This window comes from Phycicoccus ginsengisoli (assembly GCF_054779295.1).
This window is the reverse complement of sequence record NZ_BAAGYN010000011.1, coordinates 52,838-73,724: the sequence shown is the minus strand read 5'-3', so window position 1 is coordinate 73,724 and position 20,887 is coordinate 52,838. Positions and strand designations below refer to the sequence as shown.

Annotated in this window: 22 protein-coding genes; 14 read left to right on the top strand and 8 right to left on the bottom strand. The window is 72.3% G+C overall.

Features of this window, described 5'->3' with window-relative positions:
- Window positions 1–76: 76 nt before the first annotated feature.
- Entirely contained in the window at window positions 77–1,273 is a 1,197-nt protein-coding gene (locus ACYVDO_RS17105; protein WP_460938101.1) for a DNA recombination protein RmuC, read from the top strand.
- Here the strand turns inward: ACYVDO_RS17105 and ACYVDO_RS17100 are convergent.
- Both ACYVDO_RS17100 and ACYVDO_RS17095 read right to left on the bottom strand, forming a co-directional pair.
- Window positions 1,210–2,496, bottom strand: a complete 1,287-nt coding sequence (locus tag ACYVDO_RS17100; RefSeq protein ID WP_460938099.1) for a cytochrome P450 — start codon at window positions 2,494–2,496, stop codon at window positions 1,210–1,212. The two genes, ACYVDO_RS17105 and ACYVDO_RS17100, sit on opposite strands and share 64 nt — an antisense overlap.
- A 58-nt stretch (window positions 2,497–2,554) precedes the next feature.
- The gene (locus ACYVDO_RS17095; protein WP_460938097.1) at window positions 2,555–3,568 is read right to left on the bottom strand and encodes a 4-hydroxy-3-methylbut-2-enyl diphosphate reductase; all 1,014 of its coding nucleotides are present in this window, start codon (window positions 3,566–3,568) and stop codon (window positions 2,555–2,557) included.
- Between the two features lie 161 nt (window positions 3,569–3,729).
- On the opposite strand from ACYVDO_RS17095, the gene xseA reads away from it, so the two are divergent.
- Both xseA and ACYVDO_RS17085 read left to right on the top strand, forming a co-directional pair.
- Window positions 3,730–4,980, top strand: coding sequence for an exodeoxyribonuclease VII large subunit (xseA, locus tag ACYVDO_RS17090; protein ID WP_460938094.1), 1,251 nt, complete (start codon window positions 3,730–3,732; stop codon window positions 4,978–4,980).
- 10 nt (window positions 4,981–4,990) lie between these two features.
- A complete protein-coding gene (locus tag ACYVDO_RS17085; protein WP_460938092.1) occupies window positions 4,991–5,257 on the top strand; it encodes an exodeoxyribonuclease VII small subunit in 267 nt (88 codons plus the stop codon).
- A 73-nt stretch (window positions 5,258–5,330) separates the two neighbouring features.
- Here ACYVDO_RS17085 and ACYVDO_RS17080 read toward each other — a convergent pair whose 3' ends face one another.
- Window positions 5,331–5,891 (bottom strand): DUF4245 domain-containing protein, encoded by a 561-nt coding sequence (locus tag ACYVDO_RS17080; protein ID WP_460938090.1) that lies wholly within the window; start codon window positions 5,889–5,891, stop codon window positions 5,331–5,333.
- Window positions 5,892–5,989: 98 nt separating this feature from the next.
- Between ACYVDO_RS17080 and glpX the strand changes: the two genes are divergently transcribed.
- The 4 genes from glpX (at window position 5,990) to ACYVDO_RS17060 (ending at window position 10,328) form a co-directional block, all read left to right on the top strand.
- The gene (glpX, locus tag ACYVDO_RS17075; RefSeq protein WP_460938088.1) at window positions 5,990–7,033 is read left to right on the top strand and encodes a class II fructose-bisphosphatase; all 1,044 of its coding nucleotides are present in this window, start codon (window positions 5,990–5,992) and stop codon (window positions 7,031–7,033) included.
- Window positions 7,030–7,947: a carbohydrate kinase family protein gene (locus ACYVDO_RS17070; RefSeq protein WP_460938086.1), complete on the top strand. Its 918-nt coding sequence runs from the start codon at window positions 7,030–7,032 to the stop codon at window positions 7,945–7,947. The genes glpX and ACYVDO_RS17070 overlap by 4 nt, the downstream gene beginning before the upstream one ends.
- A 50-nt stretch (window positions 7,948–7,997) precedes the next feature.
- Window positions 7,998–9,734: a fumarate hydratase gene (locus ACYVDO_RS17065; RefSeq protein WP_460938084.1), complete on the top strand. Its 1,737-nt coding sequence runs from the start codon at window positions 7,998–8,000 to the stop codon at window positions 9,732–9,734.
- Between the two features lie 75 nt (window positions 9,735–9,809).
- Window positions 9,810–10,328, top strand: a complete 519-nt coding sequence (locus ACYVDO_RS17060) for a beta-class carbonic anhydrase (RefSeq protein ID WP_460938082.1) — start codon at window positions 9,810–9,812, stop codon at window positions 10,326–10,328.
- A gap of 6 nt (window positions 10,329–10,334) precedes the next feature.
- Here ACYVDO_RS17060 and ACYVDO_RS17055 read toward each other — a convergent pair whose 3' ends face one another.
- Entirely contained in the window at window positions 10,335–10,757 is a 423-nt protein-coding gene (locus ACYVDO_RS17055) for an Ohr family peroxiredoxin (RefSeq protein WP_460938080.1), read from the bottom strand.
- Between the two features lie 195 nt (window positions 10,758–10,952).
- On the opposite strand from ACYVDO_RS17055, the gene lhgO reads away from it, so the two are divergent.
- From lhgO to ACYVDO_RS17035, 4 genes are all read left to right on the top strand, one after another.
- The gene (gene lhgO, locus ACYVDO_RS17050; RefSeq protein ID WP_460938078.1) at window positions 10,953–12,146 is read left to right on the top strand and encodes an L-2-hydroxyglutarate oxidase; all 1,194 of its coding nucleotides are present in this window, start codon (window positions 10,953–10,955) and stop codon (window positions 12,144–12,146) included.
- Window positions 12,147–12,297: 151 nt separating this feature from the next.
- The gene (locus ACYVDO_RS17045; protein WP_460938076.1) at window positions 12,298–12,660 is read left to right on the top strand and encodes a GntR family transcriptional regulator; all 363 of its coding nucleotides are present in this window, start codon (window positions 12,298–12,300) and stop codon (window positions 12,658–12,660) included.
- Entirely contained in the window at window positions 12,657–13,574 is a 918-nt protein-coding gene (locus tag ACYVDO_RS17040; protein ID WP_460938074.1) for an ATP-binding cassette domain-containing protein, read from the top strand. Before ACYVDO_RS17045 ends, ACYVDO_RS17040 begins: the two co-directional genes overlap by 4 nt.
- Window positions 13,571–14,263, top strand: coding sequence for a hypothetical protein (locus tag ACYVDO_RS17035; RefSeq protein WP_460938072.1), 693 nt, complete (start codon window positions 13,571–13,573; stop codon window positions 14,261–14,263). The genes ACYVDO_RS17040 and ACYVDO_RS17035 overlap by 4 nt, the downstream gene beginning before the upstream one ends.
- Before the next feature lie 51 nt (window positions 14,264–14,314).
- On the opposite strand, the gene glmM is transcribed toward ACYVDO_RS17035, so the two are convergent.
- From glmM to rplM, 3 genes are all read right to left on the bottom strand, one after another.
- Window positions 14,315–15,661, bottom strand: coding sequence for a phosphoglucosamine mutase (gene glmM, locus ACYVDO_RS17030; RefSeq protein WP_460938070.1), 1,347 nt, complete (start codon window positions 15,659–15,661; stop codon window positions 14,315–14,317).
- A gap of 244 nt (window positions 15,662–15,905) precedes the next feature.
- Window positions 15,906–16,421, bottom strand: coding sequence for a 30S ribosomal protein S9 (gene rpsI, locus ACYVDO_RS17025; RefSeq protein WP_460938068.1), 516 nt, complete (start codon window positions 16,419–16,421; stop codon window positions 15,906–15,908).
- Between the two features lie 12 nt (window positions 16,422–16,433).
- Complete coding sequence (rplM, locus tag ACYVDO_RS17020; protein WP_460938066.1) at window positions 16,434–16,877, bottom strand: 50S ribosomal protein L13; 444 nt, start codon at window positions 16,875–16,877, stop codon at window positions 16,434–16,436.
- 235 nt (window positions 16,878–17,112) lie between these two features.
- Between rplM and ACYVDO_RS17015 the strand changes: the two genes are divergently transcribed.
- From ACYVDO_RS17015 to ACYVDO_RS17005, 3 genes are read left to right on the top strand one after another with little or no spacing between them, the layout of a single operon-like run.
- Window positions 17,113–17,733: a helix-turn-helix domain-containing protein gene (locus tag ACYVDO_RS17015; protein ID WP_460938064.1), complete on the top strand. Its 621-nt coding sequence runs from the start codon at window positions 17,113–17,115 to the stop codon at window positions 17,731–17,733.
- Window positions 17,730–19,019, top strand: coding sequence for an MFS transporter (locus ACYVDO_RS17010; RefSeq protein ID WP_460938062.1), 1,290 nt, complete (start codon window positions 17,730–17,732; stop codon window positions 19,017–19,019). Before ACYVDO_RS17015 ends, ACYVDO_RS17010 begins: the two co-directional genes overlap by 4 nt.
- 40 nt (window positions 19,020–19,059) lie before the next feature.
- Entirely contained in the window at window positions 19,060–19,554 is a 495-nt protein-coding gene (locus ACYVDO_RS17005) for a pyridoxamine 5'-phosphate oxidase family protein (RefSeq protein WP_460938060.1), read from the top strand.
- Between the two features lie 11 nt (window positions 19,555–19,565).
- Here the strand turns inward: ACYVDO_RS17005 and ACYVDO_RS17000 are convergent, their stop codons facing one another.
- Window positions 19,566–20,816: an MFS transporter gene (locus ACYVDO_RS17000; RefSeq protein WP_460938058.1), complete on the bottom strand. Its 1,251-nt coding sequence runs from the start codon at window positions 20,814–20,816 to the stop codon at window positions 19,566–19,568.
- Between the last annotated feature and the right edge of the window lie 71 nt (window positions 20,817–20,887).

The following is a 20,887-nucleotide window of genomic DNA, read 5'->3' as shown; positions in this document are numbered from 1 at the left end:
TACTCGGCTGCGGTCTCCGGCATGTCCTGACGCTATCGGTGGCTGCCTGTCGGTGGCAGGTGGCATGGTCGCGGCCATGGAACTCGTGCTCGCGCTGGTGGCCGGACTCCTGCTCGGCGCTGCCCTGGGCGCCTGGCTGGCCCGTTCCGCGGCAGCCGCACGGGTTGCGGCCGCGAGCACCGAGGCCGACCTCCTGCGCGAGCGCGTGGTAGACCTCGAGGCCGCCGTCACCGAGGACGCCCAGACCGCCGCGGCCCTCGGCCCCCTGCGGGAGGCCCTCGGTCGTGTCGAGCAGCAGGTGGGCGTGCTGGAGCGCGACCGGACGAGCCAGTACGCCGCGCTCGAGCAGACGATCGCGCAGGTGCAGGCCTCGACCAGCTCGCTGGACCGCCAGACGCAGAGCCTGGCCGGGTCGCTCAACGCGTCCACCGTCCGCGGCGCGTGGGGCGAGGTGCAGCTGCGCCGGGTGCTCGAGCACGCCGGCCTGCTCGCGCGGTGCGACTTCGACGAGCAGGTGAGCCGGGTCAGCAGGCACCAGCGGCGGGTCCGCCCGGACGTCGTGGTCAGGCTGCCCGGAGAGAAGTTCCTCGTCGTCGACTCCAAGGCCCCGATGGTGGCGTTCCTGCGGGCGCAGGCCGACGACCTCGAGGCCGGGGAGCGCACCCGTCTGCTGCGCGAGCACGCGACCCACCTCGGGTCGCACGTACGCGGCCTGGCCGAGAAGGACTACTGGTCGGCGTTCGAGACCTCCCCGGAGATGGTGGTCTGCTTCGTGCCGAGCGAGGCCATGCTGTCCGCCGCCCTGGCCGCGGACCCGAGCCTGCACGAGGCGGCGATGGCACGCCGGGTCGTGCTCGTGGGTCCGGGGTCCCTGCTGGCGCTGTTGCGCACCGTCGCGTTCACCTGGCAGCAGGACGCCCTGACGGCCGGGGCCCGCGAGCTGATGGCGGTGGGCCGTGAGCTGTACGACCGGCTCGGGACCCTGGGCAGCCACGTCTCACGGATGGGTGGGTCGCTCCAGCGGTCCGTCGAGGCGTACAACCAGATGGTCGGTGCGCTGGAGTCCCGGGTCCTGGTGTCCGCCCGGCGGATGCACTCGCTCGAGGTGGTCGAGGACGAGCTGCCCGTGGTGCGCCCGGTCGAGGCCGGCCCACGCGTGCTCACGGCGATGGAGCTGATCGAGGCCGCGACCGCGCAGGACGAGCGTCCTCAGCTCAGCCTGGACGTGCCTGAGGACGGCCCGAGGTGGACCGGCAGGGAGTCCACCGCGTAGACGATCGACTGGTCGCGGAAGCGCAGGTCCGACGGGTCCGCCGCCAGCGAGAGCTCCGGGAAACGTCGGACCAGCCGGGGGAAGGCGGTCCGCAGCTCCAGCCGCGCGAGCTCCGCCCCGACGCAGCGGTGGAAGCCGTACCCGAACGCCAGGTGGGGCGACGGCGGCCGGTGCGGGTCGAACGTGTCCAGGTCGGGTCCGACGCGGTGGTCGCGATCGGCCCGGCTCAGGGCGGCGATGACGACGTCGCCCTTGCTGACCTGCTGGCCGAAGAGCTCGACGTCGACCTTGGCGAAGCGGGGGAAGGCGATCTGGACGACGGTGAGGTAGCGCAGCATCTCCTCGACCACCCGGTCGATGGCGGCGTCGTCGTCGCGCACGAGGTCGAAGTGGCGTCGGTCCCGCAGCAGGACCAGCGAGCCCAGGGCCAGCATGCTCGCCGTCGTCTCGTAGCCGCCGGTGAAGACACCGTCGGCGAGGCCGGCGATCTCCTCGTCGGAGACGTCGTCCCCCAGGGCGGCGATGATCCGGCCGAGCAGGCCGTCCCCGGGTTCGCGCCGCTGACGGCGGGTGGCGGCCAGCAGGAACTCCTGGCTCTCCGAGATGGCACCGAAGGCGCCGGAGCCTCCCGCCGTGACGTCGAACCGCGCGTGGCTGAGGGCGCGGAACTTGTCGCGGTCCTCGGGGGGCAGGCCGAGGAGCTCGCAGATCACCAGGAACGGCACGGGGAACGCGAAGGCCTCCACGAGGTCGACGACCGGTCCGCGTGCCGCCAGGTCGTCGAGCTGGGCGTCGACGATGGCCTGGACCCGCGGGGCCAGCCGCTCGATCCGGCGCATCGTGAACTCCGGGGTGAGCAGCGAGCGCAGCCGGGTGTGCTCGGGCGGGTCGGTGAAGCCCAGGCCGCCGACCCGCGCACCGGCGAGGCCGACGTACGGCCGGATGTCGTTGCTGAAGCTGGCCTGGTCGGCCAGGACCGCCTTGGCCTCGGCGTGCCCGGACACCAGCCAGATGTTCATCCCGAACATGTGCGCCAACCGGTGCACCGGCTCCGGAGTGGTCCGACCGAGGCGGGCCACCGGGTCCAGCCCGGTGCGGCGCAGCGGCCGCAGCAGCCGGCGCGGCACCGCCTCGAGGGTGCTCAGGTCCACCGGGCCCCCGCCGGTCGCCCGCGCGACGAGCCGTCTCGTCATCCGGGTGCGCGCGTCAGCCAAGCCGATCATGGTCAGACCGTACCGGCGCCGGTGGTCTCATCCACCGCATATCCGGTCGCGCCGCGGCTCAGTGGAGTGAGCCGGCCTCCTCGAACGCCGCGTCGTGGCGCATCTTGTCGCTCATGCCCCGGGCCTTGAGGTCGCGGCGGATCTCGTTGGGCAGGGCGAAGAGGAGGCTCTCCTCGGCGGCCACGACCGGCTGGACGTCGGCGAACCCGCGCTCGGCGAGGTAGGTCAGCACGTCGCGGACCAGCACCTCGGGCACGGAGGCGCCGGACGTGACGCCAACGGTGGACACCCCGTCGAGCCACGCCTCGTCGATCTCGTCGGCGTAGTCGACCAGGTGCCCCACCCGCGAGCCGTGCTCCAGCGCGACCTCGACGAGCCGCACGGAGTTCGAGGAGTTCCGCGAGCCCACCACGATCATGAGGTCGCACTGCGGCGCCATCTGCTTGACCGCGAGCTGGCGGTTCTGCGTGGCGTAGCAGATGTCGTCGCTCGGCGGGTCCTGCAGGGCGGGGAACCGCTCGCGCAGCCGGCGCACCGTCTCCATGGTCTCGTCGACCGACAGGGTGGTCTGCGACAGCCAGACGACCTTCTTCGGGTCGCGGACGGTGATGTTGGCGACGTCGTCCGGGCCGTCCACGAGCGTGATGTGCTCCGGCGCCTCGCCCGAGGTGCCGACGACCTCCTCGTGCCCCTCGTGGCCGATGAGCAGGATGTCGAAGTCGTCACCGGCGAAGCGGACCGCCTCGCGGTGCACCTTGGTGACCAACGGGCAGGTGGCGTCGATGGTCTTGAGGTTGAGCGTCCTGGCCTCCTCGTGGACCACCGGCGCCACACCGTGGGCCGAGAAGATGACCGTCGCGCCCTCGGGCACCTCGTCGGTCTCCTCCACGAAGATGGCCCCGCGCTTCTCCAGCGTCGTGACCACGTGCTTGTTGTGCACGATCTCCTTGCGCACGTACACCGGGGGCCCGTACAGCTCGAGCGCCTTCTCGACCGTGACGACGGCCCGGTCGACGCCCGCACAGTACCCGCGCGGAGCGGCCAGCAGCACTCGCTTGGTCGGTTCGCTCATGCCCCCATCGTAGGTCGAGCGTCCCCACCTCGAAGAACTGCCCGGCCCCACCCCGCGAAGAAGTGCCCACTCTCCGGAATCGAGGGGAAGATACCCATCCTGGGGGGAGATTGGGCACTTCTTCCCGAAGGACCGTCCCAGGGACCTCCTAGAGTTGGCGCGTGAGCAGCCCCGCGCCGCGCGCCCCCCTGCCGGAGCGGGCAGCCGACACCTCGCCCGAGCAGCCGTGGCCGGTGCGCCTGCTCAGCATGAAGATCGCCGAGTACGTCGAGAAGATGTCGGTCCTGTGGGTCGAGGGGCAGGTCGTCCAGCTCACCCGCCGCCCCGGTGCGCGCACGGCATACCTCACCCTGCGCGACCCGGACGTCGACATGTCCCTCTCCGTCGCGATCCAGGTCAACGCGCTCGACGCCATGCCGACGCCGCTCAGCCAGGGCGCGCGCGTCGTCCTGCAGGCCAAGCCCGTCTTCTGGACCCAGCGCGGCTCGCTCATGCTCGACGCCCGCCAGATCCGGCCGGTCGGCGTCGGCGAGCTGCTCGCGCGGGTCGAGCACCTCAAGCAGCTGCTGGCGTCCGAGGGTGTCTTCGACCCCGACCGCAAGAAGCAACTGCCCTTCCTGCCCCGCACCGTGGGGCTGGTCTGCGGCCGGGCCAGCGCCGCGGAGAAGGACGTGGTCGAGAACGCCCGGCGCCGCTGGCCGTCCGTCCGCTTCGCCATCCGCGAGGTCGCGGTCCAGGGCCCGACGGCGGTCCAGGAGGTCACGGCGGCCCTGACCGAGCTCGACGCCGACCCCGAGGTCGACGTCATCGTCATCGCGCGCGGTGGCGGGTCGGTCGAGGACCTCCTGCCCTTCAGCAACGAGGCGCTCGTGCGGGCCGTCGCGGCCGCCCGCACGCCGGTCGTCTCCGCGATCGGCCACGACGTCGACACCCCCCTGCTCGACCACGTCGCCGACTGGCGGGCCTCCACCCCGACCGACGCGGGCAAGCGGGTGGTCCCAGACGCGCACGCCGAGCGCGAGGGCGTACGACAAGCGGCCGAGCGCGCCCGAGGGGCCCTGCGCCGGCGCGTCGAGGCCGAGCGGCGGCACCTCGTCGCGATCCGCTCACGGCCGGTCATGGCCGACCCCTCGGCGATGCTGGAGGTGCGCCGGCGGGAGCTCGACGCCCTGCGCGACCGGGCACGGCGCCGGGTCCAGGCGGCAGTCCACCGGGCGAGCGACCAGGTGGGCCACCTGCGGGCGCAGGTGCGCGCCCTGTCGCCACAGTCCACCCTCGAGCGGGGTTATGCCGTGGTGCAGCACCGTGACGGACGCGTGGTCCTCGACCAGTCCGAGCTCGAGGTGGACGAGCTGCTGCGCGTGCGGGTGGCCCGAGGGGACTTCGGCGTGCGTGTCGTCGGGCTGTCCTAGGGTGGCGGTCATGGCCAGGAGCGAGCGGGCGGCAGCGGCACCGGCGGACGACGCCTCAGACACCGAGGAGTTCGCCGACGTCGCCGAGCTGTCCTACGAGGACGCCCGCGACGAGCTCATCTCGATCGTGGCCCAGCTCGAGGGCGGCCAGAGCGGCCTCGAGGAGAGCATGCGGCTGTGGCGGCGGGGCGAGGCGCTGGCCGCGCACTGCAGCACGTGGCTCGACGGCGCCGAGTCCGCCCTCGCCGACAGCGACGAGGCGCTCGCCGGCGACTGACCCGCCGAGGCGGTCCGGGCGCCTCCGCACAGGATGAGCCGCGTCACCGCGGCGAGCACGCGGCCCCGGCGTCTCAGCTGCCGGCGGCGACCGGGCGGAGCGACTCGGCGAACGTCGACAGCTCCTCGAACGTCCCGGTGCCGGTCACGATGGTCGTGAGCTGCCCCGGCGACTCGGCCTGGTGCACCAGGCTGTTCTGCACCTTGCCGGTACGGACGTAGGTCCCCCACGTCAGGCCCGCGACCTGCACCTCCCCCGTCCGGGGGGCGCGGTTCGTCTGTGCCGACAGCCAGCCCGCCGTGGCGTCCTTGGTCTGCTCGAGCGCGACGTAGTTGCCGGTGGGCGACTGGTAGCCAGCGTGCCAGGTCATGAGGCCGTCGGTGGAGCGGACGTACCGCACGCTCGTGGCCTTCCAGCCGTTCGGCAGGCCTTGGGGGGCCTCGATCGGCCACTTCGTGTCGGTGGCCACCTGGGTGGCGACCGAGCCGACGTCCACCGGCGGCTGGCTGACCTGGTTGACGCGAGGGACGACGGCGATGAGCACGGCGACGATCGCGCCGACGACGACCAGCGAGCGGATCATGTTGGCCACGGACCCGTTGGCGTACGAACTGCGGGGGGCGGGGGTGCTCACGGCACCATCGTCCCTGACGTGGACCGCCAGGCGCCAACCGCCCCCACGCCCCGATAGGCTCGGACGCACTTCCCCGACGCCGCGCGAAGGATCGATGCATGTCCGAGCAGCACCTGCCCTCTTCCCTGCGCGTGGGTGGGGAGGCGCCCGACCGGAACCTCGCGCTCGAGCTCGTCCGCGTCACCGAGGCCGCCGCCATGGCTGCCGGTCGTTGGGTCGGCCGCGGCGACAAGAACGGTGCCGACGGAGCGGCCGTCGCGGCCATGCGGACGCTGATCTCCACCGTGTCCATGAAGGGCGTCGTCGTGATCGGCGAGGGTGAGAAGGACGACGCCCCCATGCTCTTCAACGGCGAGGAGGTCGGGGACGGCAACGGCCCGGAGTGCGACGTCGCCGTCGACCCGATCGACGGCACCACGCTCACGGCCAAGGGGCAGTCCAACGCCGTGTCGGTGCTCGCCGTCGCCGAGCGCGGGGCGATGTACGACCCCAGCGCCGTCTTCTACATGGACAAGCTCGTCACGGGCCCGGAGGCGGCGGACGTCGTCGACATCCGGCTCCCCGTGGCCGAGAACGTCAAGCGGATCGCGCGGGCCAAGCGCGAGGGCGTCGAGGACGTCACCGTCGTCATGCTGGACCGCCCGCGGCACGAGAAGCTCGCGCAGGAGGTCCGCGACGCCGGCGCCCGCCTGCGCTTCATCTCCGACGGGGACGTCGCCGGGGCGATCATGGCCGCGCGCGACGACACCGGCATCGACCTGCTGCTGGGGGTCGGGGGCACGCCCGAGGGCATCATCACCGCCTGTGCGATCAAGTGCCTCGGCGGTGTGATCCAGGGGCGGCTGTGGCCCACCGACGACGAGGAGCGCCAGCGCGCCGTCGACGCCGGTCACGACCTCGACCGCGTCCTGTCCACCGACGACCTCGTCCGCGGCGAGAACTGCTTCTTCGTCGCCACGGGCATCACCGACGGCGAGCTGCTCAAGGGCGTCCGCTACCGGGCCGGTGGCATGACCACCCACTCCTTGGTGATGCGCTCGAAGTCGGGCACCATCCGCATCATCGAGAGCCACCACCAGCTCGCCAAGCTGCGCGCGTACTCCGCGATCGACTTCGAGCACGCCGCAGCGGGCCGGGCATGAACCCCCGGCTGCTCGTCGTCGGGGAGGCCCTCGTCGACATCGTGGTGGACGGTGCCGGTGAGCCGGTCGAGCACGTCGGCGGCAGTCCCGCCAACGTCGCCGTCGGCCTGGCCCGGCTCGACCACCCCGTCGACTTCGCCTGCTGGCTGGGCCACGACGAGCGTGGTGAGCGGATCGCCGCCCACCTGCGCCGCCACGGCGTCACGGTCCTGCCCGAGAGCTTCGGCGAGGACCGGACGTCCACGGCGGTGGCGACGCTCGACGCGACCGGCGCGGCGACCTACGAGTTCGACCTGCACTGGAGCCTCCCGTCCCTCCCGCTCCCCCAGGGCACCGGCCACCTGCACACCGGGTCGATCGGCACGGTGCTCGAGCCGGGGGCCGCGTCCGTCACCGAGGTCATGCGCGCGGTGCGGGAGGTCGGCACGACCTCCTACGACCCCAACATCCGCCCCAGCATCATGGGAGACCTCGCCGCCGTCCGCGTGCGGGTCGAGGAGCTCGTGGCGCTGAGCGACGTGGTCAAGGCCAGCGAGGACGATCTCGAGCTGCTCTACCCGGGCCGGACGCCCGAGCAGGTCATGGCGCACTGGGTCGGGCTCGGCGCCCTGCTGGCGCTGGTGACCCTGGGCGCCGACGGCGTCGCCTACCGCGTGGCCTCCGACGAGGAGGTCGAGCGCGTCCCGGCTGTCGCCGAGCACGTCGTCGACACGGTGGGCGCGGGCGACTCGTTCATGGCCGGCCTGGTGTCCGGCCTCGTCGTCGCCGGGCTGCTCGGGGACCCGGGTGCCCGGGAGCGGCTGCGGCGCGCGACACTGGAGGAGGTGCGGCCCGCCGTCGAGCGCGGCGAGGCCACCAGCGGGGTGACGGTCGGCCGGGCCGGGGCGTACGCCCCCAGCCTCGACGAGCTGTGACCCGCGCGGCGAGGACCGCGCGCGACGACGAAGGAGCAACCGGAGGACCCATGGCGCAGACCGACACCGACGCAGCACCCGTGACGGACGCGACGGAGCGGCGCGACCCCACCCCCGGCCTCGAGTACGTCGACCTGCTCCCCATCGGTGCGGACCGCACCGAGTACCGCCTGCTCACCACAGAGGGTGTCAGCACGGTCGAGGGTCCCGGTGGCCGCACCTTCCTCCAAGTGGAGCCCGAGGCACTGCGCACCCTCACCGAGACCGCCATGCACGACATCGCGCACTACCTGCGCCCGGCGCACCTGGCCCAGCTGCGGGGGATCATCGACGACCCGGAGGCCAGCAACAACGACAAGTTCGTCGCGCTCGACCTGCTCAAGAACGCCAACATCGCCGCCGGCGGGGTGCTGCCGATGTGCCAGGACACCGGCACCGCGATCGTCATGGGCAAGCGTGGCCAGCACGTCCTCACCGAGGGCCCCGACGAGCGCGCCATCAGCCAGGGCGTCCTCGACGCCTACACCCGGCTCAACCTGCGCTACTCCCAGATGGCACCGCTCACGACGTGGGAGGAGAAGAACACCGGCTCCAACCTCCCGGCCCAGATCGAGCTCTACGCCGACACCACGCCCGGCCACGAGACGGCCTACAAGTTCCTCTTCATGGCCAAGGGCGGCGGCTCGGCGAACAAGTCGTTCCTGTACCAGGAGACCAAGGCGATCTTGAACCCCGAGCGGATGCTCGCCTTCCTCGACGAGAAGCTCCGCTCGCTCGGCACCGCCGCGTGCCCGCCGTACCACCTGGCCATCGTCATCGGCGGCACGAGCGCCGAGTTCGCGCTGAAGACGGCCAAGTACGCCTCGGCGAAGTACCTCGACGACCTCCCCACCTCGGGGTCGATGGCGGCGCACGGCTTCCGTGACACCGAGCTCGAGGAGCAGGTGCTCGAGCTGACCCGCAACTTCGGCATCGGCGCCCAGTTCGGCGGCAAGTACTTCTGCCACGACGTCCGCGTCGTGCGACTCCCGCGCCACGGCGCCTCCCTCCCGGTCGCGATCGCGGTCTCCTGCTCCGCCGACCGGCAGGCCCTGGGCAAGATCACGCCCGAGGGCGTGTTCATCGAGGTGCTCGAGAAGGACCCCGCGCGGTTCCTGCCCGAGACGACCGACGAGCACCTCGAGGGCGAGGACGACGTCGTCCGCATCGACCTCAACCGGCCGATGGACGAGATCCGCGCAGAGCTGACGAAGTACCCCGTCAAGACGCGGCTGTCGCTCACCGGCCCGCTCGTCGTCGCCCGCGACATCGCGCACGCGAAGATCAAGGAGCGCCTGGACGCGGGTGAGGGCATGCCGCAGTACCTCAAGGACCACGCGGTCTACTACGCCGGGCCGGCCAAGACTCCCCAGGGGTATGCCAGTGGTTCCTTCGGGCCCACGACGGCCGGCCGGATGGACTCCTACGTCGACCAGTTCCAGGCGGCCGGCGGCTCGATGGTGATGCTGGCCAAGGGAAACCGCAGCAAGCAGGTCACCGACGCGTGCGCCTCCCACGGCGGGTTCTACCTCGGCTCGATCGGCGGCCCGGCCGCGCGCCTGGCCCAGGACTGCATCAAGAGCGTCGAGGTGCTGGAGTACCCCGAGCTCGGCATGGAGGCCGTCTGGAAGATCGAGGTCGAGGACTTCCCCGCGTTCATCGTCGTGGACGACAAGGGCAACGACTTCTTCGCCACCACCACCAAGCCCATGGCCATGTCCATCCCCAAGCGCCCCGGGCTGCTCTGACAGGGCCGCGCACCGCGCAGCGCTCACCGACCACCATCCCGAGGACCGGGCCGACCAACCAAGGAGATCGCTGCCGTGACCGAACCATCCTCCGTCGCACCGGGATTCGACGACCTGCTCGAGGCGAACCGGCGATACGCCGAGACCGAGTTCTCGACCGGCGGCTTCGACGGCATCGCCCACGCGGGGGTGGCGATCGTGACCTGCATGGACTCGCGGATCGACCCGCTGCGCCTCGTCGGCCTCAAGCCGGGCGACGCCAAGATCTTCCGCAACCCCGGCGGCCGCGTCACCGCGGCCGCGCTCGAGGCTCTCGTCCTCGGCGTCCACCTGCTCGGTGTCGACCGCGTGCTGGTCGTCCCCCACACCCGCTGCGCGATGGCGTCCAACAGCGAGGCCGAGCTGCGCCAGCGCGTCGGGGCCTCGGCCGGGCAGGATGCCACGTGGCAGCAGTTCAACGTGGTCACCGACCAGCGGGCCGCCCTGCTGCAGGACGTGCGCGCGGTGCGCACGCACCCGTTGGTGCCGGAGTCGGTCGCGGTGGGCGGCTTCCTCTACGACGTCGACAGCGGGTTGCTCGAGCAGCTCGCCTGAGTCGGGTCAGTCGACGCTGACGGTCACGTCGATGTTGCCGCGCGTCGCCTTTGAGTACGGGCACCGCTCGTGCGCCGCGTCGACGATCTTCTGCGCCGACTCGGGGTCCACACCCGGCAGGTGCGCGGTGATCGCGACGGCCAGACCGACGCCCGTCTCGGTGTTGCCCAGGCTGACCTGCGCCGTGACCGTGGACTCCGACAGGTCCAGGCCCTGCGCCTGCCCGATCGACAGGATCGCGTTGCCGAAGCACGCTGCGTAGCCCGCGGCGAAGAGCGTCTCGGGGTTCGCCTTCGGGTTGGCCCTGGAGCCGGGCTTGCCGAGCTCGAGGTCGAGCACCCCGTCCTCGCTGCGCACACGACCGCCGCGTCCGCCCCTGGCGGTCGCTGCGGTGGTGTAGAGGGTCGAGGTCAGGGCTTCGTACGGCATGGGACGTCCTCGGGCTCTGGGGGTGTGGTCCTCGTCATCCCACCACGGGCTTCCGGGGGGCTCCCACCCGGCCCGGCCGAGCCGGGTGGGAGCCACGCCCCCGGTGTCCGCGCCGTCGGGCACGGCATCACGGCAACGGCACCTCCACCAGTTGCCCGACCCCCCGCAGCCGGCGGCACGCCTACGCTGACGGGCATGTCCGCGCGCAGGGTCGTCGTCATCGGTGGAGGCATCGTCGGGTTGTCCGTGGCGGACCGGCTCTCCCGGGAGCACGCCACCGAGGTCACCGTCGTCGAGAAGGAGCCGACCTGGGCCGCTCACCAGACCGGACGCAACAGCGGCGTCATCCACTCGGGGCTGTACTACGCGCCCGGGTCGCAGAAGGCACTCATGTGCCGAGCGGGGTCGCAGTCGATGATCGAGCTCGCCCGGGAGGAAGGGATCCCGCACGAGGTCTGCGGCAAGCTGGTCGTCGCGACCCATGCCTCCGAGCTGCCCGGCCTGGCCCGGCTTCGCGACCGGGGCCGCGCCAACGGGCTCGTGGTCGAGGAGCTCACGCCGCAGCAGGCGCACGAGGTGGAGCCACACGTGCAGTGCGTCGCCGCGCTGCACGTCCCGGCCACCGGGATCATCGACTACGGGGCCGTCTGCGCCGCCCTCGTGCGCCGTCTCGAGGATCGCGGGGCCACCCTCCTCCTCGGGGCCGAGGTGCTGTCGTCCGAGGAGCAGGGCGGCACCACCGTGGTCCGGACCACGCGTGGCGACCTCGAGGCCGACACCGTGGTGGCGTGCGCCGGCCTGCACTGCGACGTCGTCGCCCGGCGCCTGGGCCACCAGCCGTCCGCCCAGGTCATCCCCTTCCGCGGTGAGTACTACGAGCTCGCCCCGCGGGCCTCGCACCTAGTGCGCAACCTGGTGTACCCGGTCCCCGACCCAGCCTTCCCCTTCCTGGGGGTGCACCTGACCCGTGGCGTCGACGGGCACGTCCACGCGGGCCCCAACGCGGTGCTGGCCTTCGCCCGCGAGGGCTACTCCTGGGGGACGGTCGTCCCCGGCGAGCTCCGGCAGACGCTGACCTACCCCGGGTTCTGGCGCCTCGCCCGCCGCTACTACCGCGAGGGGGCGCGCGAGATGGTGCGGTCCGCCTCACGCCACCAGTTCGGCGAGAGCCTGCGCCGGCTCGTCCCCGAGGTCCGCGACGAGGACCTGGTCCCCGCGCCGGCCGGCGTGCGCGCCCAGGCCATGAAGGCCGACGGCACCCTCGTCGACGACTTCCTGATCGAGCGCTCCGGCAACGTCGTGCACGTCCTCAACGCCCCGTCGCCGGCCGCGACGAGCGCGCTCGAGATCGCCCGCCACATCGCCGGGCTGGTGGCGCAGGACGCCTGAGTGCCCCTGAGCTGCCGACGCAGGTACGCGATGGGGCGGCGCACCGGCGGGGGGCGGCGCGCAGAGTCACCGCCCGGCCTTGACAGGGCGGCGACACCGGTTGCATGGTTAATTACATGACTAATGAACCGGCTAACCGGACTCGCCTCCCGTGAGGGACGACGGTCGGCCGATCTTCCTGCAGATCGCCGAGCAGATCGAGTCCTCGATCGTCGACGGGTCGATCGAGGAGGAGAGCCAGGTCCCCTCGACGAACGAGCTCGCCGCCTTCCACCGGATCAACCCGGCCACGGCAGCCAAGGGAGTCGCCCAGCTGGCGGCCGACGGGACCATCTACAAGAAGAGGGGGATCGGGATGTTCGTGGCCACCGGGGCGCGGGCGCGGCTGCTGGAACGGCGCCGCGAGGACTTCGCCCGGCAGTTCGTCTCGCCACTCATGGCGGAGGCGCACAAGCTCGGGATCGAGCCTGACTACGTCAAGAAGCTCATCGACGTGTGGGAGGAGAACCGGTGACCGCCGTCGTGGAGCTCGAGGCCGTGACCAAGGGGTACGGCGACGTGACCGCCCTGGACGACGTCAGCGTCACCTTCGGGGAGCACCGCATCACCGGGCTGCTGGGGCGCAACGGCGCCGGGAAGAGCACGCTCATGCAGGTCGCGACAGCCCGGGATTTCGCCAACTCGGGGACGGTCCGGGTCTTCGGGCAGGACCCGTACGAGAACGCCCTGGTGCAGGGCCGCGTGTGCTTCATCAGCGAGGCCCAGGCGTACCCGACGACCCACAAGGTGCGCCACGTCCTCGAGTCGGCCCAGCTCGTCTTCCCCGGCTGGGACGAGGAGCTCGCCCGCGACCTCGTCGGCGACTTCGGCCTCCCCACCGGCCAGCAGGTCCGCCGGCTCAGCCGAGGGCAGCGCTCGGCCGTCGGCGTGGTGGTGGGGCTGGCGTCCCGGGCACCGCTGACGTTCTTCGACGAGCCCTACCTGGGCCTCGACGCCGTCGCCCGTCAGCTCTTCTACGACCGCCTCGTGGCGGACTTCGCCGAGCACCGGCGGACGGTCGTCCTGTCCACCCACCTCATCGACGAGGTTGCCGACCTCCTCGAGCACGTGGTGGTGATCGACCACGGACGCATCGTCGTGGACAGCGAGGCGGACGCCCTGCGCGGCACGGCCGTCGTGGTCAGCGGCCCGCGTGCCGCCGTGGAGGACTTCGCCCGGGGACACGAGGTCCTGCACCGCGAGGCGCTGGGGGGCTTCAGCCGCCTGACGGTCCGGGGCGCCGACTGCGACGAGGCGGCGCGGCTGGGCCTCGCCGTGGAGCCGGTCTCGCTGCAGCAGCTCGTGGTCCGGGCCACCACCGCGGCCACCACCGCGGCCACCACCCCGGAGAACCACGACGACACGCTCGAGAGGATCGGACGACCATGAACCACGCCCTGAGGGTCCTGCGCCTGCACCTCGTCCCCGGCCCGCTGGCCGTGCTGTGGCCCTGGCTCATCCTGGCCATCTCGTTCGTGGTCAACCTCGCGATCTTCTCGCTCTCCGACATCGCAGCAACGGACCGCAGCACCGGGGGCCTGGGTTCGATCTACGGCGTGGTGCTCTTCGCGACGATGGCGTTCTGCACCCAGTCGTTCCCGTTCGCCCTCGGGCTGGGGATCACCCGCCGTGCCTTCGTGGCCGGCACGGCGCTCTACCTGGTGGCTCAGGCACTCGGTGCGGGGCTCGTGCTCACCCTCCTGGCCGTCCTCGAGCGCGCCACGGACGGCTGGGGCATCTCGATGCGGTTCTTCACCCCCGGCTTCGTCCACCAGGACAACCCCGTCGCCCAGTTCGCGGTGTATGCCGTGCCGTTCCTGGCGATGAGCTGCCTCGGCCTGGGCCTCGGGACGGTGCTCAAGCGGTGGGGCGCGACGGGGATGTACTGGCTGAGCATCGGCTCGATCGTGCTGGTGGGCGCCACCATGGCGCTGATCGGGTGGCGCGACTGGTGGGGCCCGGTGCTCCGGTTCTTCACCGACACCGACCCGGTGGCGCTGGTCGCCGGGTACCCCCTGCTCGTGGCGGTGGCCGCGATGGGCTTCGCCTGGCTCGGCCTGCGCCGCGCCCCAGCCTGACTCCCTGACGGACCGGCATCCCACGGTGGGGGGGCCCGGGACGAGGCCCGTTCAGAGCGCGAGGCGCTCCCGGACGACGGCGACGAGGCGGTCCGCGACCGCGGATGCCAGCTCGTGGTCGGTCGCCTCGACCATGACCCGCACCACGGGCTCGGTGCCGGACTTGCGCAGCAGCACCCGTCCGGAGCCGGCGAGGGCCTCCTCCTCGGCCTTGACGGCCTGTTGGAGCTCCTCATCGGACTCGACCCGGCTCTTGTCGACGCCCTTGACGTTGACGAGCACCTGCGGAAGCCGGTGCATGACGGTGGCTAGCTCGGCCAGGCTCCGGCCGGTCTCGGCCACCCGCGCGGCGAGCATGAGGCCGGTGAGCACGCCATCACCCGTGGTGCCGTGGTCGAGGAAGATGACGTGGCCGCTCTGCTCCCCGCCGAGGGTGTACTTCCCCGCGCGCATGTCCTCGAGGACGTAGCGGTCGCCCACGCCCGTCTGCCGCACCGTCACCCCCTCTCGCTGCATGGCGTGCAGCAGCCCGAGGTTGCTCATCACCGTGGCGACGAGGGTGTCCTCGGCGAGCGCGCCACGGGCCTTGAGCGCGACGGCGAGGATCGCCATGATCTGGTCGCCGTCGACCTCGGTCCCCGAGGCGTCCACGGCCAGGCAGCGGTCGGCGTCGCCGTCGTGGGCGATCCCCAGGTCGGCGCCCTTCGCGACCACCGCCGCCTTGAGGTGGTCGAGGTGGGTCGAGCCGTAGCCGTCGTTGATGTTGAGGCCGTCCGGCTCCGTGCCGATCTCCGCGACCTCGGCACCGGCCAGGCGGAACACCTCCGGCGAGACGGCCGACGCCGCGCCGTGGGCGCCGTCGATGACGACCTTGAGCCCGTCGAGCCGGTGCGGCAGGGCCTCGAGCAGGTGGGCGACGTAGCGGGCCTGCCCGGCGCGGTTCTGGTGCACGCGACCGACCGAGGCACCGGTGGGCCGCTCCCCGTCGCGGTCCAGGCTGGCCGCGATCTCGTCCTCCACCGCGTCGGGCAGCTTGTGGCCCCCGGCGGCGAAGAACTTGATCCCGTTGTCGGGCATGGGGTTGTGCGACGCCGAGAGCATGACGCCGAAGTGGGCGTCCATGTCGGCCGTGAGGAAGGCGACGGCCGGGGTCGGCAGCACCCCGACGTCGTGTACGTCAATGCCCGCCGAGGCCAGCCCTGCCACGACGGCGGCGCTGAGGAACTCACCCGAGGCACGCGGGTCGCGACCCACGACCGCCTTGGGGCGCCGCCCCGACTCCCGCGCCTCCCGGCCGAGCACGTGGGCGGCGGCGACGCTGAGCCGCAGTGCGAGCTCGACCGTGATGTCGACGTTGGCCAGCCCCCGGACCCCATCGGTCCCGAACAGTCGTGCCATGGAGAGGAAACCTTTCGAACGAACGTGCGCCCGCGGCATACCCACCGGTTCCCCGCGGTCGGCGGGAGGCGCCTTGCGAAACTACCCCCAATACGCCGGAGGCGGCACCCGTGGGCAAACCGGGTGCCGCCTCCGGGCGGTACTGCCTGGCAGGAGCCGGATCAGCGCTTGTGGAGCCAAGCGGTGAGCCGGCGCCAGCCGGATCAGCGCGATGGAGCCAAGCGGTGAGCCGGCGCCAGCCGGATCAGCGCTTGGAGTACTGCGGAGCCTTGCGGGCCTTCTTGAGACCGGCCTTCTTGCGCTCCGGGACGCGGGCGTCGCGGGTGAGGAAGCCGGCCTTCTTCAGCGCCGGGCGGTTGAGCTCCTCGTCGACGCCGTTGAGCGAGCGCGCCACGCCGAGGCGGACGGCACCGGCCTGGCCGGAGGGGCCACCACCGTGCACGCGGACGAGCACATCGTAGGCGCCGTCGAGCTCGAGCACCTTGAGCGGCTCGTTGACGATCTGCTGGTGGACCTTGTTCGGGAAGTAGTCCTCGAGCGTGCGGCCGTTGATCTTCCACTCACCGGTGCCGGGGACGATGCGCACGCGGGCGATGGCCTGCTTGCGTCGACCGGTGGCGCCGCCGGGGGCGGACGCGGTGGGGCGCGGAGCGGACTCGCCGGAGACGGGGCCCTCGGACTCGGAGGTGTACTCGGTCAGCTCGGGCTCATTCGAGTCCAGCACGGTCTCGAGGTCCGTTGAAGTGTTGTTCTCAGTCACGTGGGGCGTTCCTTACTGGGAGACCTGGGAGATCTCGAACGGGACGGGCTTCTGGGCGGCGTGCGGGTGCTCGGCGCCGGCGTAGACCTTGAGCTTGGTCAGCTGCTGGCGGCCCAGGGTGGTCTTCGGGATCATGCCGCGGACGGCCTTCTCGATGGCCTTCTCCGGGTGCTTCGCGAGCAGCTCGGTGTACGAGGTGCTGCGCAGGCCGCCCGGGAAGCCCGAGTGGCGGTAGGCCTTCTTCTGCTCGAGCTTGGCGCCGGTGAGGGCGACCTTGTCGGCGTTGATGATGATGACGAAGTCACCACCGTCGACATGCGGGGCGAAGGTGGTCTTGTGCTTGCCGCGCAGGAGGATCGCGGTCTGGCTGGCCAGGCGACCGAGGACCACGTCCGTCGCGTCGATGACATGCCAGGTGCGAGTGACCTCGGCCGGCTTCGGGGTGAAGGTGCGCAAAGTTCTGTGCCTTTACAACGGGTCGGATGGTGCGTATGCCGTGGGCGCCCGAGGCGCTGGCGGTTCGCCCGCGAGGGCGCACGGCACAACAGTGCTCAAGTCTAGGGGCCGGGTGGTGCTGGCCCAAATCGCCGCCTGCCGGCCTCGAAACGGCACCTGACCTGCGCGGACGCGCATGCACAATACTTCTGCACACTTCTTGTGCAAACGAACTGTGCAAAGGTATTGTGCACCCATGACCCCCTCCACTCCACGCGAGCGCATCGGCGACATGACCGGCCTGCGGCTCGACGCCGCGGCCCTCAAGGTCCTGGCCCACCCCCTGCGCTCGCGGCTGCTCAGCGCCCTGCGGGTCGGCGGTCCCGCGACCGCCACCGACCTCGCGACCCGCCTGGGCACCAACTCCGGCGCGACGTCCTACCACCTGCGCAAGCTCGAGTCCGTCGGCCTCGTCGAGGACACCGACGAGGGCGAGGGCAAGCGCCGCCTGTGGCGGGCCGCGACCGACTTCCACACCTACGACCCCAGCGACTTCGCCGGGGACGAGGACTCCGAGACGGCCCTCAACTGGCTGGTCCGCGACTACGCCCGCCACTTCGCCCAGCAGTTCGAACGGTGGCTGGACGTCGAGGCCGACTGGCCGATGGCCTGGCGGGACGCCGCGGGCATGAGCGACTCGTTCGTCGTCGCCACGGCCGAGCAGGTCGAGCAGCTCAAGGCCGAGCTCGACGAGCTGCTGAACCGCTACCGCCGGGTCGGCCAGGGCAACCCCAACGCCCGCCGGTTGGCCGTCTACAGCGCGATCTACCCCCTGGACCTCGACCGGACACCGCGCGCCCGCGAGGACCGGCCATGACCACCACGCTCTCCCCCCGTGGTGCCAAGCGGGTCTTCCTGGTCCTGTCGACGACCCGCTGGCTGCCGGTCGGTTTCGTCGTCGGCCTGTTCGCGCTCATCGCCCGCGAGCGCGGCCTCTCGGTCGAGCAGATCACCCTCTACATGACCGCGCAGGGGATCATGGTCTTCCTGCTCGAGCTGCCCACGAGCGGCGTCGCCGACGTCCTGGGGCGCAAGCCGCTGCTGCTCGTGGCGGGTGTGGTCAACGTCCTCGCCGGGGTCTCCTTCCTGTTCGCCCACTCGTTCTGGCAGTTCGCCCTGGCCGCCGGCCTGATGGGCGTCTACCGCGCCCTGGACTCCGGCCCGCTCGAGGCGTGGTACGTCGACACCGTCCACGACCGCGAGCCGGGCGCCGACGTCCACCGCGCCATGTCGGCCCAGGGCGTCCTCGTCGGCGTCGGCCTGGGAGGCGGCGCCCTGGTGTCCGGCGGCCTCGTCGCCTGGCACCCGTTCCGGGACTCCAGCGCCCTGCTGCTGCCCGTCCAGGTCTTCGTGACGCTGTGCGTCGTCCACCTCGTCGCCACGGCCGTGCTGCTGCGGGAGGTGCCGCGCAGCGACGCGCGCCTGCGGGCCCGACTCGCCTCGTCGGTGCGCGAGACACCCTCGGTCGTGGGCGAGGGGCTGCGCCTGCTCACGCGCAACCGGGCGCTCCTGGGCCTGGTCCTCGTCGAGGTCTTCTGGGTGACGGGGATGACCGCCTACGAGACGTTCATGCCCCTTCGGCTGTCCGAGCTGCTCGGCTCGGAGGCTCGGGCGGGCGCCTGGATGGGCCCCGCCGCGGCCGGGGGCTGGGCGCTGTTCTCGGTGGGGTCCTGGCTCGGGGGACGGGCCGCGGACCGGCTCGGGCTGATCCGCGCGGCGGTCCTCGGCCGGGTCCTCAACGGCCTGGGCGCCCTCTGCATGGGCCTGGCGTTCGGTCCGCTCGCCCTGGTCGTCGCCTACCTCGGCACGTACACCCTGCACGGCGCGGCGAGCCCCGCGTACGCCGGCCTGCTCCACCGCGAGGCGAGCTCACGCAACCGCGCGACCATCCTGTCGATGAGCTCCCTGGCGATGCAGGCCGGCGGCGCCGTGGCGGGACCGGCGCTGGGGCTGCTCGCGGCCCGAACCTCCATCGCCACGGCCATGGTCGTGGCCGGCGCCGTCAGCACCCTGGGGGTCGTCTGCTTCCTCCCCGTCTGGCGACGCGAGCGCCACCGCGCAGCGGATGTCGAGCCGGTGGGGTCGGTTCCGTCCCAGGCATGACCGGGCACCCGCCCGCGCACCATCCACCGAAGGAGATCGCATGAACGCCGACCAGGTCGCCGCCGTCCTCGCCCGCCCCATCGCCCAGGAGCTGCTCACCGGGCCGCACCTGGCCCGGCTCGCCTACACCGGCCTCGACGGCGCGCCGAGGGTGGTGCCCATCGGGTTCCTGTGGAACGGCGCGGAGCTCGACATCTGGACGGTGCCCGGGTCCGTCAAGGTGAGGGCCCTCGCCGCCGACCCGCGCGTGGCCCTCACCATCGACACGGCCGGTATGCCGCCGCGCGTGCTCCTCGTGCGCGGGACCGCCACCCTCAGCACCGTCGAGGGCGTCCCGGACGGCTACGTCGAGGCAGCACCCAAGACGGTCCCGGCCGACCAGCTCGAGCAGTGGGAGGCAGGAGTGCGCGCGCTGTACGACTCGATGGTGCAGATCCGCGTCACGCCGACCTGGGCCACGCTGCACGACTTCGAGACGACGCTGCCCCAGGCCGTGCAGGACCTGCTCGACGCCAAGGCCGCCGAGCAGGCCTGACGCCTGTCCGGTCACCCCCGGGCCGCCTCGACCGGCTCCTGCAGGGCGGGCACGGACGCCACGGACGGAGCCCCTGCGCCGCGCCGCAGCTCCCGCGAGCTGCGCACCAGCAGGGGGGCGAAGGACGCGACAGCCATCACGACCGCGGCCGTCGTGATGACCCGGCCGGTGCCGAACGCGTGGGCCAGCGGGCCGGCGAGCGCGTTGCCGGCGGGGATGGCCACGAACGAGGCGAGGATGTCCCACGACGACACCCGCGCCAGGACTGCGTGCGGCACGCCGTCCTGAAGGGCGGTGTCCCAGCAGACCGAGAAGTACATGAGCCCGCCGAAGGCCAGCACGGCGGCCCCGATGACGACGGGCAGCGTCCCCGGCCGGGCGAAGGCCGCGGCATACAGCGCCATGAGGGCCACGCACGGCCAGCCCACGAGCAGCGGACGCGACGGGTGCAGCCGCAGGGCCAGCAGGCCACCGAGCAGCCCTCCCACGCCCGCGCCGGCCGAGATCCAGCCCAGCGCGGTGGGACCGCCGAGGTCACGCACGGCGATGACGTCGATGAGCACGGTGACGGCGCCGAAGGCCGCGTGGTACGCCGTGGCAGCCAGCAGGCCGGCGAGCAGCCAGCTACGGCCCGTCACCTCGTGCCAGCCCTCGCGCAGCTCGGCGACCATCCCGGTGCGCTGCGCGCGCGGGGCGTCGACGCTGATCGCGGCGACCGTGGCCGCCGAGCAGAGGAACGACACGGCGTTGACGGCGAAGGCCCACGGCGCACCGGCCCAGGCGACGAAGACCCCGGCGGTGGCCGGGCCCGCGATGAAGGCGGCGTTCTGGAGAACGTTCAGGGTCGCGTTGGCGGCGTGGCGTCGCTCCACGGTGACGAGCAGCGGTCGCAGCGAGACGAAGGCGGGGCCGAAGAACGCCGCCGCTCCCCCGGTCACGGCCGCGAGGGCGCAGAGGAGCAGCGCGCTGTCCTGGCCGGTCGCGAAGTAGGCGGCCGTGCCGAGCGTGCTCGCTGCCCGGACGAGGTCGCTCACCACCATGATCCGGCCCGGTGCCAGCCGGTCGGCGAGGACGCCGCCGAGCAGGGTGCACGCCAGCCGGGCGGCCATCGTCACCGCCAGGACCAGGCCCAGCCGGCTCGCGCTGCCACCGCCGGCCACGACCGCGACCGCGAGGGCGATCGGCCCGAAGGCGTCACCGAACCACGACAGCCCCTGACCCGTGGCGAGGAGGCGGAACCCGGAGGCGGGAGGCGTGCTCATGGCGGAATAATAGTTAGACGTCTGACTATCTGCAATCTAATTCTCAGACGGTATGCAGATCCGACCCGGCC

Coding starts and splice junctions, on each gene's coding strand:
- ACYVDO_RS17105 (WP_460938101.1), top strand. CDS start 77: ATGGAACTCGTGCTCGCGCTGGTGGCCGGACTCCTGCTCGGCGCTGCC.
- ACYVDO_RS17100 (WP_460938099.1), bottom strand. CDS start 2,496: ATGATCGGCTTGGCTGACGCGCGCACCCGGATGACGAGACGGCTCGTC.
- ACYVDO_RS17095 (WP_460938097.1), bottom strand. CDS start 3,568: ATGAGCGAACCGACCAAGCGAGTGCTGCTGGCCGCTCCGCGCGGGTAC.
- ACYVDO_RS17085 (WP_460938092.1), top strand. CDS start 4,991: ATGGCCAGGAGCGAGCGGGCGGCAGCGGCACCGGCGGACGACGCCTCA.
- glpX (WP_460938088.1), top strand. CDS start 5,990: ATGTCCGAGCAGCACCTGCCCTCTTCCCTGCGCGTGGGTGGGGAGGCG.
- ACYVDO_RS17070 (WP_460938086.1), top strand. CDS start 7,030: ATGAACCCCCGGCTGCTCGTCGTCGGGGAGGCCCTCGTCGACATCGTG.
- ACYVDO_RS17065 (WP_460938084.1), top strand. CDS start 7,998: ATGGCGCAGACCGACACCGACGCAGCACCCGTGACGGACGCGACGGAG.
- ACYVDO_RS17055 (WP_460938080.1), bottom strand. CDS start 10,757: ATGCCGTACGAAGCCCTGACCTCGACCCTCTACACCACCGCAGCGACC.
- lhgO (WP_460938078.1), top strand. CDS start 10,953: ATGTCCGCGCGCAGGGTCGTCGTCATCGGTGGAGGCATCGTCGGGTTG.
- ACYVDO_RS17035 (WP_460938072.1), top strand. CDS start 13,571: ATGAACCACGCCCTGAGGGTCCTGCGCCTGCACCTCGTCCCCGGCCCG.
- glmM (WP_460938070.1), bottom strand. CDS start 15,661: ATGGCACGACTGTTCGGGACCGATGGGGTCCGGGGGCTGGCCAACGTC.
- ACYVDO_RS17015 (WP_460938064.1), top strand. CDS start 17,113: ATGACCCCCTCCACTCCACGCGAGCGCATCGGCGACATGACCGGCCTG.
- ACYVDO_RS17010 (WP_460938062.1), top strand. CDS start 17,730: ATGACCACCACGCTCTCCCCCCGTGGTGCCAAGCGGGTCTTCCTGGTC.
- ACYVDO_RS17005 (WP_460938060.1), top strand. CDS start 19,060: ATGAACGCCGACCAGGTCGCCGCCGTCCTCGCCCGCCCCATCGCCCAG.
- ACYVDO_RS17000 (WP_460938058.1), bottom strand. CDS start 20,816: ATGAGCACGCCTCCCGCCTCCGGGTTCCGCCTCCTCGCCACGGGTCAG.